Origin of the sequence: Burkholderia multivorans ATCC BAA-247, from assembly GCF_000959525.1 — a bacterium.
Lineage (GTDB): Bacteria > Pseudomonadota > Gammaproteobacteria > Burkholderiales > Burkholderiaceae > Burkholderia > Burkholderia multivorans.
Window position 1 is genome coordinate 447,486 of the sequence record NZ_CP009830.1, and the last position, 13,716, is coordinate 461,201.

At 60.4% G+C, this 13,716-nt stretch carries 8 protein-coding genes and 1 pseudogene; 8 read left to right on the forward strand and 1 reads right to left on the reverse strand.

From position 1 onward, the window contains the following. Nucleotides 1–553: 553 nt before the first annotated feature. From NP80_RS02000 to NP80_RS02015, 6 genes and pseudogenes are all read left to right on the forward strand, one after another. Nucleotides 554–3,061: pseudogene (locus tag NP80_RS02000) on the forward strand (type VI secretion system Vgr family protein). 62 nt (nucleotides 3,062–3,123) lie between these two features. After that, nucleotides 3,124–5,961, forward strand: a complete 2,838-nt coding sequence (locus NP80_RS02005; protein WP_006410441.1) for a glycoside hydrolase family protein — start codon at nucleotides 3,124–3,126, stop codon at nucleotides 5,959–5,961. Then, nucleotides 5,924–6,838, forward strand: coding sequence for a lysozyme inhibitor LprI family protein (locus NP80_RS30595; protein ID WP_140401787.1), 915 nt, complete (start codon nucleotides 5,924–5,926; stop codon nucleotides 6,836–6,838). The genes NP80_RS02005 and NP80_RS30595 overlap by 38 nt, the downstream gene beginning before the upstream one ends. A 39-nt stretch (nucleotides 6,839–6,877) precedes the next feature. Next, nucleotides 6,878–7,129, forward strand: coding sequence for a PAAR domain-containing protein (locus NP80_RS28580; RefSeq protein WP_006410450.1), 252 nt, complete (start codon nucleotides 6,878–6,880; stop codon nucleotides 7,127–7,129). Between the two features lie 885 nt (nucleotides 7,130–8,014). Next, nucleotides 8,015–9,358 carry an MFS transporter gene (locus tag NP80_RS02010; protein WP_172488711.1) on the forward strand — a complete coding sequence of 448 codons (1,344 nt, stop codon included), beginning with the start codon at nucleotides 8,015–8,017 and terminating at the stop codon, nucleotides 9,356–9,358. Between the two features lie 59 nt (nucleotides 9,359–9,417). After that, a complete protein-coding gene (locus tag NP80_RS02015; protein ID WP_006410452.1) occupies nucleotides 9,418–9,678 on the forward strand; it encodes a hypothetical protein in 261 nt (86 codons plus the stop codon). Nucleotides 9,679–9,735: 57 nt separating this feature from the next. Here the strand turns inward: NP80_RS02015 and NP80_RS02020 are convergent, their stop codons facing one another. Then, on the reverse strand, nucleotides 9,736–11,415 hold the full coding sequence (locus NP80_RS02020) for a sigma-54 interaction domain-containing protein (RefSeq protein ID WP_035947133.1): 1,680 nt from the start codon (nucleotides 11,413–11,415) through the stop codon (nucleotides 9,736–9,738). 270 nt (nucleotides 11,416–11,685) lie between these two features. Here NP80_RS02020 and NP80_RS02025 point away from each other — a divergent pair, with 270 nt between their 5' ends. After that, nucleotides 11,686–12,915 carry a CaiB/BaiF CoA transferase family protein gene (locus NP80_RS02025; protein ID WP_006410455.1) on the forward strand — a complete coding sequence of 410 codons (1,230 nt, stop codon included), beginning with the start codon at nucleotides 11,686–11,688 and terminating at the stop codon, nucleotides 12,913–12,915. 12 nt (nucleotides 12,916–12,927) lie between these two features. Next, entirely contained in the window at nucleotides 12,928–13,707 is a 780-nt protein-coding gene (locus tag NP80_RS02030; protein ID WP_006399045.1) for an enoyl-CoA hydratase-related protein, read from the forward strand. The last annotated feature ends 9 nt before the right edge of the window (nucleotides 13,708–13,716 follow it).

Below are 13,716 nucleotides of genomic sequence, written 5' to 3' on the forward strand. Positions count from 1 at the left end.
TCCGAATTCGGTATCGATGATTGGACGAGGACTGTACCTACCGGCGAAGAATGCGGGCAACAGAAACAGAGCGTCGAGGTGTGGCAGATCGCATACGCGTCTCGTCAATGTTCGCCGTGTAGCGGCCGAGTAAGCAAAGTCAAAGAGATTGAGCCGACAGTTGTCGGCTCGTTTTGTCAGCTGCGTCGGCCGTAGGTCGCCTGCCGGGCAGGCTCAACCACTTCACGACCAAAACAGCGGCAGTGCCGGCCTCGCAGCCCGATCCCGCTGTAACCGGCACGCTGGTCGGTGTGCCGCAGGGCGCCCGGTACGGGGGCGAGGCGAACCGACGGCAAGACACCGGACGTTGACACCATCGGTGCCTGGCGACGTAGAATCGCGCTTTGATAAGATGAATAGCGGCGTCGCGCGGCTTGGCGGTTCGAACCGCGCCGACGCCCGAAGGCCCGAGAAGTGGCCGAAATCAAGGGCCTTCTCCCAAAAAGCAATGCTAATCCGCCGCCCGGCTCTGCCCGGCGGCCGTTTGTGTTTCTACATGGCACGGGGTCGCTCGATGGTTTCCGATCTGCTGAACGAGGCGCTGCGCTCTCAATTTGTGCAATATGGACGGATTGTTCGTCTTGATACGCCACTTGGTGAGGACTAGTTGGTCCCGCTGTATGTTCGCGGGCGAGCGTGCCTTGGGCGCGATTTCGAATTCACAATCGACGCGATTTCTCCCCGGCTTGAAACAATTCATGCCAAGGGGCTGATTCGGCAATCCGTGACTCTGTGGATTCGGCAGACCGACGGCAGCGAAATGCCGATTCACGGCTATGTGACGGCGTTCAGTCGCTTGGGTGCGGACGGTGGCAACGCCTACTATCAGCTCCGCTTCAACTCGTTTCTCGCGCTGCTCCGACTCGGAAGCGATCGACGCGACTGGATCGAGACGCCTGCACAGCAAACTGTGTCGGATGTGCTTGGGAAATACCCACAGGCAGCCGGTAACTTTACGTGGCAACTGAGCCGAGGCCTGCGTTCATATTCCTACCGGATGCAATGGGAATCCGATTGGAACTACGTCCATCGAACGTTCGAGGAACTCGGCGTGTTTCCGCGTTTCGAGGTGGCCGAGGATGGCAAATCGCACAAGGTCGTCGTGATGGACGATCTGTTCGCGGTTCCGGAATTGAGAAACAAGACCATTGCGTTCAGCCGCTCGGTACGGGACGAGGAATTCGACGGCATCTGCGAGTGGGTCGATTCCCAGGAACTCCAGTCTGCCGAACTCGATACGGGCACCTTCGATTACAAGCGTCCGGACCTGCCCAAGCACGTGACCATGCCCGCGCTCGATCTTGACGAGGTTCCGGGGTTGGGCGAGCAATACGAATACACCGGCGCATATACGTGGTCGGACCGGGACACGGGCGAACGCCAGGCGAACTTCATCACTGAAGAGTGGCGCTCGCGCGCGCAGCGCTTCTACGGTGTGGGCGCGTTGCGCAGCGCATGGCCGGGGCGCTACGGCGTGCTGACCGGACATCCGGTACACGATACGCAGTCGGTCGAGGATCGCGAAATGGCGATTCTTTCGGTGAACTGGCTTATTCAGAACAACGTGCCGGGTATCGAGAATCTTCAGCGATTCCGCAGGAGTCTGCGCGCGGAAGTCGAGTACGCGCGTGCGAGCGGTGCGGGTTCTTCCGTGCGCCATCAGGATGGAGGCGTCGGCTTTTTCCACGTGGAGATCGAAGCGCAACGACGGCGCGTCGCGTTTCGCAGTCCGTTTGAACACAAGAAACCTGTCATGCAGCTTCAGACCGGTATCGTCGGCGGACCGGAGAACGAGGAGATCTATACAGACGACATGCTGCGCGCAAAAGTCCGGCTAACGTCCGATCGGCTTAATGAGGGTGACCAGAACGTGTCGGCATGGATACGCGCTGCGATGCCGGATGCGGGCTATAAACGCGGCGGAATGTTTCCGCTGCGCAAGGACGACGAAGTCTTGGTCGGCTTCATCAATGGCGACTGCGATCGCCCGGTGATTTTGTCCCGAATGCACGGTGGGAAAAGCATGCCCGAATGGCATACGCACGGGTTGACTTCGGGGTTGCTGTCGCGCGAATACGGTGGCGAAGGCTACAACCAGCTCATGATGGACGACGCCACCGGGCAAAACCGCGTGCACTTGTACTCGACGAGCTACAGCTCGCACTTGCACCTCGGCTACCTCATTCAGCATTCGGGCAACACGCGGGGCGCGTTCATCGGCTACGGTTTCGACCTCAAGTCGCTGGGCTACGGCGCAGTGCGTGCCGAACAGGGGCTGTATGTGTCAACCCACCCGGCGTCCACGCAGCCGATGAGCGCAACGGCGGCATCGGAGCAACTTGCCCGCGCGGAAGCGACGCTGGAAACGACATCGAAAGCGAGCCAGACCAACCGCGCACAAAGTCAGCAAGACGGCCGCGAGGCACTGAAATCGTTCACCGATGCGACGCGCCACACCGTGGCGGGTACCACTGGCAACGGTGGACGTACGGCGGGCGGCGGCACGGGCAATGCGAGTGGCTTTGCGAAGCCGATCCTGCTGCTTTCGAGTCCGGAAGGCGTCGCCGCCTCGACGCAAGGTTCGGCACACATCACGGCAAACAAGCAGGCCAACGTGGTTGCTGGTGAAGACATCAACCTGTCGGCCGGTCGCGCGTTGCTCGCCAGCGTACTGGAGCAGATCAGCCTGTTTGCGGAAAAGCTCGGCGTCAAAATCTATGCGGCGACTGGCCCGGTGGATTTTCAGGCACAGAACGGCTCGATGAGTTTCGCCGCTTCGCAGGATATGAGAATTACGGCGGGGAAGAAAATGGTTCTGTCGGCCGACGAAATCTGGATCGGGGCGAACGGCTCGTATATCAAGTTGACCGGCAACATGATCGAGAACGCGACGTCGGGGCAAATTATCGAGAAGTGCGCGACTTGGGACAAGGCCGGTGCAGCGAGTAGCTCTCTACAGAATCCGCTTCATTCGTCGCCGGTATCGACCGACGGCGGCCGCTTTACGATGTTCTCTGGCTGAGCCGTACGGCGGATATAGCATCAACACAATAAATTCTGAAAACCGAATCCGAGTCGGGAATCATGAGCAAGACGGATCCTAAGAAGAAACATCACCCACCGGCCGCACCGAAACCGGCGCAGAAGCCTATCGAGCCCGCCGATACACCATTGAACTGGGCCTATCCTTTTACGCCCGTCGGGCAGGCCGACGCGACGGACCCCATGACGTATTTCAAGGCGCTGGCGAAGAGTGAGAACGGTTTTTATCCGCTCGGCGCCAGCGGCATGTGGCACGGCGGCGTGCACTTCTCCCACGGTAGCGCCGAGATGCTGAATCAGGACAGTGGCGTGCGCGCGATCGCAGACGGCAAGATTGTCGCGTACCGGCTGAACACGAAATACGAGGAAACGACGTACCCGGACAACACGCTGGCGCACTATTCGACCGGGTTTGTGCTGGTACGGCACGAACTGAAGCTGCCGCCGAAACCGGCACCGAATCAACCAGCGAAACCTGCTTCGGCTGCCCCGAGTACTACGCCTGCGCCAGCCGATAGCCCGCCCGCTGACAGCAAACCGGCGGACGGCAAGCCGCTCGTCTTTTTCAGCCTGTACATGCACACGATGGATTGGGAGACCTATCGGAAGGCCATCGAACAGGCGAAATCCAATTCGCGCCCGGACCCGTTGCTTCCGGTGCCGATGTCATATTGGGAGGGGGAGCGATACTATCGCGTGGGCGACAAGGCGAAGGACAAGCAATCGTTACCCAAGCCTAAGGCACCCGCGCGCCCGGCGGGCACGTCCAACGATCCATTCGGGAATCCGGCGTTGCCCGATTATCATTTGGACGACCTGCCATCCGTCGATCCTGCACCGGGCCTTCCCCCACCACCACCCGAGACAGGTTTGAACATTCGCGACTTGCCGAAGGGGAAGGTAATCGGAGTGTTGCCAAAAGGAGCCGAGGTGATTGCCGGCGAAGGCGACCCCGCCCATCCGGATTGGATCAAGATCAAGGCCGTGAAGTCGGGCACCATTCTGCCGGCTGTTGTCGGTCAGCCCGTATCGCCTCAAGCGCCGTGGGGCTACCTGTTCAAAGCGGAACTGGACGCGGTGGTCGATCCGAACCCGCTCGATTCAGTCGTGATCCTCAAGGAGCCGCACCCCGTCAAAGCAGGTGAAGTCATCGCCCACGTCGGACAGTATCAATGGGCCACGAAAGCAGGTCCGCTACCGCCGCAAGCGAACTATCCGATGCTGCACCTCGAAGTGTTCGCGGGGCCGGACCTGAAAGACTTCATTGACCAAAGCCGTAATCGGGCGAAGGAACTGAACGACAAAAACAAGCCGCTCCTGGAGATCATGCCTGGGGCCAAACTGGTGAGCGAAATACCCGCGCCGGATCAGCAGCTGACCCAAGCCGGTTTGAAGCTCGTGCCGACAGGCGACGCAAAGGCTTCGCGGTGGGTGAAAGTGCAGCCCAAGAGCGTGACGACGCAGCCCGCGAAGGGGCATAAGAAGGGCACTCAAACGCTCACGGACGTTGGCAAACCGCTGTGGGTGGAAAGCCGTCTGGCAAACACCGTCAGTACCGGGAACGTTTCGGGGTGGCAGAACTTCCCGTTGGACGGTGCGAAAGCGACTGGTCCGGGAGCGGACTTCCGGGACGTCTATCGTCGTGCCGACCTTGACAAGCTCGGCGCTGAGAACGTCGCGATCGACGACAAGGGCCGACACTGGTGGAATATCACGATTGGTTCGAAGGACGGTTCTGCGCGGCAAGGGTGGGTATGCGAGACTGGAAACCCCCTTGTGCAATTTCGAAGCCCGTGGGAATGGCCGGGGTTCGTTTTGGTCGACAACGGTAGCGTCAGCCCCGCCGATATGTATAAACGGTTTCTGCATGCGACCGAGCAGTATCTCGCTGACGAAGAGGGTACGGAGTTCATGGGGACGGCGGCAAAGGTGAACGCCGGTGAACTCATCACGACGCTCGAAAAGGCAATCGATACGAACGATGACGGCAAGGTGACGGCTCAGGAACTGAAGCACGCGCTGGAAACGCGATGGATGGCCGAGGCGATTTCGCATCTTGTGGTGCGCAATGAAACCGAATGGGGCGGCGGCCTTGGCAAGTGGGAAGAGCTTACCCCGCTGATGAAGAAGCAGACCGAGCTGTGGAAGACCGAGCTTGATCGACTCGCGAAGCTTCAATGGTGGGAGCAAATCAAGGGAGTCGATGGATTTCCAGCGGACCTGTCGCCGTGGCACGTTCATCCGATTGGGTTGATCGGGAATTTTATGGCAAGCGGCGGAGCTGCAACGACGATTTCAGATGACGGTATCTATTTTATTTTTATGCAAGAGCATCTCGAAGGAGTCACCAATAGATTGCACTGGCCGGGCGGCGCAAGTGGCGTAACCTTGGGAGCCGGTTATGACATGAAGGCGCGGACAGCCGAAAGCGTTGTTGCGGACATGAAAGCAATTGGGCTGGATGATGCAACAGCGACTGCGATCTCTGGTGGGGCGGGTCTTGAAAAAGACGCCGCGCGAGATTTCTGTAAGAAAAATCAGGATGTCGTCAATCTAAGTAATGATAAGCAAGTTGAACTCCTTCATAAAACCGTTCCTGCATATGTTCGAATGGTTAATAAAGCTGTGAAAGTGCAACTAAAGCAAACCGAATTCGACGCACTCGTAAGCTACGCATACAATCCCGGCGGCGGTTGGACGAAGGTAACCGACATGATCAATCGCGGTCAAATTCCGGAGGCGATGGCGCAGATTAGTCAATACGTGTACTCGGGTGGTAAAGTCTTCGACGGCCTAGTGAAGCGACGTAAAGACGAGGTAACGCTTTATACGACAGGTCGGTATGAGTTTCATGGGCAATCAATACAGCATAAAAAATAATGGAATTATTGAAGTGAAATCAGTCATGAGAAAAATCCCTGAAATACGTCTATTTGTTGCTGCTTGTGCCCTTATTTTTTTTGTGCACAATGCATTTGGTGCGCCACTTCCAAATGACATTATTGGTAAGTGGCAGGTTGAGGAGGTTCACCTCAATACGGAGTCGGGCCGTACTACCGAATACACGTGGGATGATCCACGTTTGAAGGGACGAATCTTCGACTTCACGCATGATGACGTGTCAGATGACGTCCACGACTTTTCGGATCATTGCGCGAATCCTACCGTACAGAACATCAATACGTCTCTTCGTGATTTAATGCTCCGAAGTTTGGGGGGGTACAAATATCCGGCGTCTGGAGATATTGATCCGGTTCTGGACTATAAACTGGACAGTGCTAGCACAAAACACATCCGAGCCTTCAGTCTCATCTGTGCGAAAGGTTTATGGCAAGGCGATCTTGGTCGGTCGGGCGGTGCGGGCGACAAAATGAATATCTCCGGCGCTTGGATCGTTCTTGCCGATAATCAAAAGATGTACGTGCGCTGGCGTGACGAAACTATTCTCGTGCTTACGAAGATTTCACCCGACACACCAATTAAGGCTTCCTTTCCTTGCGGGAAAGCGTCAACCGCGACCGAACATGCGATTTGCAGCTCGTATCAACTATCGGCTTTTGATCAAAGTGTCGCAGAATCTTTTGCTCGCATGATGGCGCAAGCAAGGGTTTCTGGCTCACAGACTGCTTCCCTTGCCCGAAGCCAGCGCCGCTGGCTGGAAGGCCGTGATGCGTGTGGGCCGAACGCTGCGTGCATCCTTAAGGCAATGCGAAGGCGACTTGATGCGTTGGCGACAGCGGGTGCCAACGGAGAATGAGATGCCCTTGATTGCAAGAACCTTGCGTGGAGATCGAGAATGATGAATCTAATTCGCGTAGGTGACGACACCGACCACGGCGGCAAAGTCGAGACGGGCTCATCATCGATGAAGTTCGATGGCCGCTACGTAGCACGTAAGGGCGACCGCGTATCGTGTCCACTGCATCCGGAGGTGTCACCGAACGTCATTGAAGAAGGTGACGAGTCGATGAAGGACAACGGCATTCCGATCTCGCGGCACGGCCACCGTGCGACGTGCGGTTGCCACCTGATTTCGAGCCTTGTGTAGCACTCCTTGGGCGCCGTCTAAGCTAGGGCAGCGTGTGACGCTGCGGCGTCGTAAAGAGTGATGTCGCGCCGATTGGCGGCATCGTGCAATGTGGCGACAGCACCGATCTGATCGGCGGCCGAGAGCAAGCATACGACCTCAGTCGCAAGTCGCCCGACCCGGCACCGGCCCGAACGGACGCTACGCTGCATCACGCGAAACGGCACCGATGCCGAGAATCGCGCATCACATGCATGAACGTGGCCGCCGCCATCACCGACGCCGGCCAAGTCACCACCACCACCGAACCGCGTTCCTCCGCAAGCAGCCGTCGATAGCCGGGCGGTCACGGACGCTGACGCTTCGGCGACATTCGCCGCGGCGCAAATGGCGGCCGCGAAGTGTCATCGGCTAAGCCGCACCCCAGAAGCGGACATTACAACTTAGCCGCCACAACCAAATCCGACGATCATACGCATTATGTCAACCGAAATAGCCGCCTGATCGAGCGGTGATACACGGAGGCATCCTTGCGGCGCGACCGCGGGTGAAGAATTCGACGATATCGTCACGGCGTCCTGGCGGCTGCGCGCAGTGTCGATCCGGCAGACACAGGATCGACGAAGTGTCCTCGCCCCGGCCACTGCACCGGGCCGATCGAAGCAGCCAAGATAGATCGCTGCGGGTCGTCCATACGGACTTGCGTGCGCGCCAAGCGATCGCGTGAGCGTCGCACTCCTTGGCATGAATATCGCTTCGCCTTTCCGGCCGGTTCGCCGGCACTGCCGTCACATACGGCCGCTCCGGTCGGCCCGCCGTTCGGTCGGACATCGACAACGAGACGGCATGCCGGCGCTTACGGCCGACACATGGACGGATCGACAAAGAATGAAACTGGAGACAAGCATGGACGAAGTTGTGCGCGCCGGCCACGCAACACAGGTCGCGATGGAACAGTCACTCGACAAGAAGCGGAACAGCGCCGTCAAGGGTGCGGTGTTTTCCGAGTTCATCGACATGTTCGACATCTATCTGCCGGTGATCATTCTTGCGCCGATACAGTCGTATTTCCTCCCGAAGAATGTGTCCGGCGGTCACCAGGCGATCCTCGAGTCGTTGGTCTTCATCACGACGCTGCTCGGCCGCCCGCTCGGCGCCATCCTGTTCGGCCGCATCGCCGATCGCGTCGGTCGTCGCACCGCATCGATCCTGTCAGTGACGGGATTCGGCGTGGCGACCTTGCTGATTGCACTCATTCCCGGCTACGCCTCCATCGGCATCGCGTCGTACTGGCTGCTGGTCCTCCTGCGGTTCGTCGATGGCATATTCCTCGGCGGCGGATATACCGGCGCGCTGCCGCTCGCGATCGAGTACTCGAGAAAGGAGCAGCGCGGGCTCGTGGGCGGGCTCATCCTCGCCGGTTTTCCGGCGGCCTATGTCGCGATCAACGTGATGGCCATGGCGATGTTCGCGCTGTTCCCGCTCGGCGGCCCCGATTCGCCTTACGCAATGTGGGGCTGGCGTCTTCCATTCGTCATCGGTGCAGCGATGGCCGGTTTGCTTGCGGTGTATTACGTGCGCAAGGTCTCCGAGTCCGAAGTATGGGCGGGAAAATCCGCACGGCAGCCTGAAGCGACCTCCGCGACGCGACTTGTCAGCGGCCAGCAGTTTCGCAACCTGATGCAGGTGCTGTTGATGATGACCGGGTTCTGGCTCACGCAAAACGTGGTCGGCTTGTTCCTGCCGACAGGCATTCTGCTGAAAACCCTGCATCTGTCCGCATTCGAGATGACGGCTACGCTGATGATCGCTTATACCGTGCTCTGTTTCGCCTACGTGGGTGCCGGAATCGTGGGCCAATGGATAGGCAGACGCACGATGCTGGCCGCAATCGGCGTGCTGTCGTCGACGATCGGCGCCATCTTGCTCGGTGCGCTGATCGAAGCGCAAGGCGCGAGTCTCGTCCACATCGGCTTGCTCGTGTGCGCGCTCGCCATCACGGTCAGTTCGGCATGGGCCGTCATCGTCACCTATATCAACGAGCGTTTTGCGACGGGCGTTCGTGCCACGGGATTCGGCGTCGGCTACAGCCTGTCGGTGATCATTCCGTCGTTCTACGCGTTCTACATGAACTGGCTCGGTGCGCTGGTCCCGTCGCGATATGCACCGGTCGCGCTGCTCGTGATCGGCGGCATCGTGGCGTGCGTCGGCGCGCTCATGGGACCGGAGACGAAGAACGCGGAGCTGTGAGCCCGCGAGCCTGGACGAACATCGGGACAACGACGTTGAGCACGTTCGACGAGGTGGGCATGGATCTCTACGATGACATGAGGCAAACCAGAATCAATGCGGCACGCGCCGCAAACGACGAAGATGCAGAGGTCTGGCGTTGGTTCTCTTCGCTGCTTGAAGAACGGCGTATTCGCTGGTGCGTCTCGGGTGAAACCTGGTTCGTCAGTGTCGATCATCGACACGTTGCGACCGAACGTAGCTTCGACAGTGCGATTCGCTTGGCCAAGGACAACGTCGATCTGCCGGTTACGCAGCGCAGCGGGCGACGGACGGCGTAACGCGTCGGAGCGCGACGGCAACGGCAGAGAGCGGCCGCCGCGTGTGCGGCCGTGCTGCTACGGAGACAGCGGCTTGTCCGATTGCGGGTCGTCCATCGCGCTCAGGCGCTTGTAGAGGTACGAGCGCGAAATGCCGAGCTCCTCGGCAACCCGCTTTTTGTTGCCGCCGGTGCGCCGCATCGCGTCGCGAATCAGTTCGGACTCGACACGCTCCTTCGCTTCCCGCATTTCGACGGCGCCCTTGTTCGGCACCGCCAGTGCCTCGCCCACGGGCTCGGCGAGCCGCGCAGGTATCGCGCCTTCCAGACTGCCGAAGTCTGCGATGGAGAGGACGGGGCCGTCGCAAAAGATCGCGGCGCGTTCGACCGCATGCTGCAGCTGGCGAATGTTGCCCGGCCATTCGCGCGACTGCAGGAACTGAATGGCGGAGTCGGCGATCGCCTTCTTCGGCGCGCCGTGACGAATCGCGAAGGCTTCGAGAAACGTGTCGGCGAGCTCCGGAATGTCGTCGAGCCGCTCGCGCAGCGCCGGCAGGCGCAAGGTGACGGCGCTGATGCGATAGAAGAGGTCGAGCCGAAAGCTCGCGTTCGCGATCATTGCCTTGAAATCCCGGTTGCTGGCCGAAATCAGCCGGAAGTCGGAATGGCGTGCGCGGTCGCCGCCGATGCGCTCGAAGTGCCCGTCCTGCAGCACACGCAACAGCTTGACCTGCATGTCGACCGGCATGTCGCCGATCTCGTCGAGAAACAGCGTGCCGGTGTCCGCCGCTTCGAACTTGCCTTTTCTCCCTTTGCGATCCGCTCCGGTAAACGCACCGGGCTCGTAGCCGAACAGTTCGCTTTCGACCAGGTTGGGCGGCATGGCCGCGGCGTTCACCAATACCAGCGGCTTGTCGCTGCGCGGACTGAGCATGTGGATCGCGTGCGCGACCATCTCCTTTCCCGTCCCGCTTTCGCCGACCAGCAGGACCGGTACATCGAGCGGCGCGACACGCAGGATGTCCTCCTTGAGTCGCCGTACCGCTTCGCTGCTCCCGACGATCTGATCGAGCCCATAGCTGCGGTTGCGGATGCCGGACAGCTCACGCTTGTAGAAATCGAGCTCCTGCTTCACGCGTGCGAGCTCGGCCGTCAGCTCGCGCATCGCCTCGGGGCCCTTGAACATCACCTGCCCGATCGCGGCCACCACGCGCTTGTTGCGATCGAAGATCGGCAGGCGCGAGACGACGCGCGAGATTCCGTTCATCTCCTGCAATTGCGCGACCTGCCCTTTCCCGGTCGCGACCACCTCATGCAGCTTCGTGTTCTCGATGACCGCCGTCACGTGACGACCGACGGCCTCGCCATGTTTCAGTCCGAAAAATTTTTCATGGACCGGGCTCATGTAGGCGATCTTGCCGGCCGTATCGACCACGATCATTGCCTTGTACGGATCGGTGATGAAGTGCCTGAGGATGTCTTCTGCGAGATCCACCCCTGCGAGGAATTCGCTCAGCGCATCGGCCTCCTGAAGTGCAAAGATCAGGAAGCACACCGCATCGCGTGTCGGAATCGCCGCAATCGTCAGCGGGCGTTCAAACTCCGTCATCGCCGACAGGCGCTTCACCGGCGTGCGGTCGCGGTTGCGCCAAAGTCGGCCGAGCGACGTCGAGACCAGCGCATCTCGACCGAGACCGCTTGCAAACGTGGTGTTCCCGTCGTCGTCCAGCACGAGAATGCCTTCAGATTCGCGTTTCATGTCTCCCACCATGCCAAGGGGCTGGGTTTACCCCGAAGTGTATTTGTCGGCTACACATCTGTTGTCGGGTACTGCGTCAAGTACAGCATGAATACAGTCCGATTCCAAGTCGACGATCGTGCGCCGACCCTCACGCCGCGACGCAAGCGCGTGCGGGACGCCCGTCCACATTGACGCTGCGCGCGTTCGTATACGGAGCAAGCAAACTCCACGCCACTCGCTTGGCACGGTCGTTGCATCGAGAGACGCACCCATCAGAACTCGATCGCAATGGACGCACTGAATACACTTCCCCTCGTGGCTTCCGGGCCCGGGCTGACATGCCTGCACGGCGTACGGGTGCTGGACTTCACGACCTCGGTCGCCGGCCCGTACGGCACGCTGCTGCTTGCCGATCTCGGCGCCGAGGTCATCAAGATCGAAAAGCGCCAGGGCGGAGACGACAGCCGCAGTTGGGGGCCGCCGTTTCTCGATGGCGAGTCGCTGTGGTTCCTCAGCATGAACAGGAACAAGCTCAGCATGACGATCGACCTGACCCGCTCCGAGGGGCGCCGGATCGCCCACGATCTGGTGCGGCGAGCCGACGTCGTCGTCGTCAACACGACGCAGCGCGTACAGGAAAAGCTCGAACTCGACTACGCGACGTTGAAGGCGATCAATCCGATGCTCGTCCACGCGTCCGTAACCGGCTTCGGCCTTCACGGGGAGCGCGCCGACCTGCCGTGCTACGACCTGATCGCAGAGGGCTATTCGGGCATCATGCATCTGACCGGCCAGGCCGATGGGCCGCCTCAGAAAATCGGCACGCCCGCGGCCGACTTGCTCGCCGGTCAGGACATCGCGATGGCCGTGCTCGCTGCGCTGTTCGAACGCCAGCGCACAGGCGCCGGCAAACAAATCGATATCTCGATGGTCGCCACGTCCGCACGGTTCATGGCGCCGCGCATCGTGCCTTATCTGGGTTCCGGCGAGTCGCCGATGCGCTCGGGCGGCACGGATTCCGTCATCGCGATCTATCAGGTATTCGAGACGGCCGACTTCCCGATCACGCTCGGCCTCGGCAACGATGCGATCTGGCATCGGTTCTGGGCAGCCGTCGGCAAGCCCGAATACGGCCGCGCGTCCGGCTTCGATACGAACGCGAAGCGACGCGACGCACGTGAGCGCATCGTGGCCACGATCGCGGCCTTGCTCGCTACGCAATCGCGCGACCACTGGCTTCCGTTGTTCGCGAAACATCGCATTCCCGCCGGACCGATCAACACGATCGATCAACTGGTCGACGACGTGCCGCTGCGCGACGACGGGATGTTCTTCGCGGCCCGGGGCACGGTCGACCGCGTGCCGCAGGTCGGCCTCGGCATCCGCTTCGACGGCGGCAGCGCCGTTTACCGCAGTGCGCCGCCGGCCCTGGGCCAGGACACCGAGCGCATTCTCCGGGATCACTTATCCATGTCCGCCGTTTGCATCGCGGGTCTTATCGACGCAGAAATCGTTTGAACAGGAGACACAATGAACTACTCGGAAATCCTCTACGAGGAAGACGGCCCGATCGGCACGATCACGCTGAATCGACCGGACGACGGCAACATGTTCACCGAGACGATGTGCCACGAAGTGCGCGACTGCATCAATGCGATCCGGCGCGAAACACGGACGCGCGTCGTCGTCATCACCGGTGCCGGCGACAAGTTCTTCTGCACGGGCGGCCGCAAGGAAGGCATGCCGGACACGACGCTCTATGCGGGGGTGCTGCCGACGCTGGAAATGTACGAGAGCATCGACCGTCTTCAGAAGCCGGTGATCGCATCCGTCAACGGGTTTGCCGTGGGCGGCGGCAACGTTCTTCAGGTCGTGTGCGACCTCACGATCGCGAAGGAATCGGCCGTGTTCCGGCAGGTCGGTCCGATGGTCGGCAGTTTCGACGGCGGCTACGGCACGTGGTACCTCGAAGACCTGGTCGGGAAGAAGCGCGCGAAGGACATCTGGTTTCGCAACCCGAAGATCAGTGCCCGCGAGGCACTCGAGATCGGCCTGATCAACCGCGTCGTGCCGGACGATCAGTTGAAGGCCGCGACGCGCGAGTACGCCCTGGAAGTCGCCGAGCGCGGTGCATTCGCGCTCGCGTCGCTGAAGGGCGCGTTCAATGCACGCCACGGCGGCGTGAGCGGTCTGTCGCGCATGGCGCACGACCTGCTGCTGCGCGGCTATCTCGACACCGCGGAGCACGACGAACTGGCCGCCGCATTCGCGGAGCGCCGCAAGCCGGACCCGAGCAAGTTCGGGCACTGATGCGCGGAT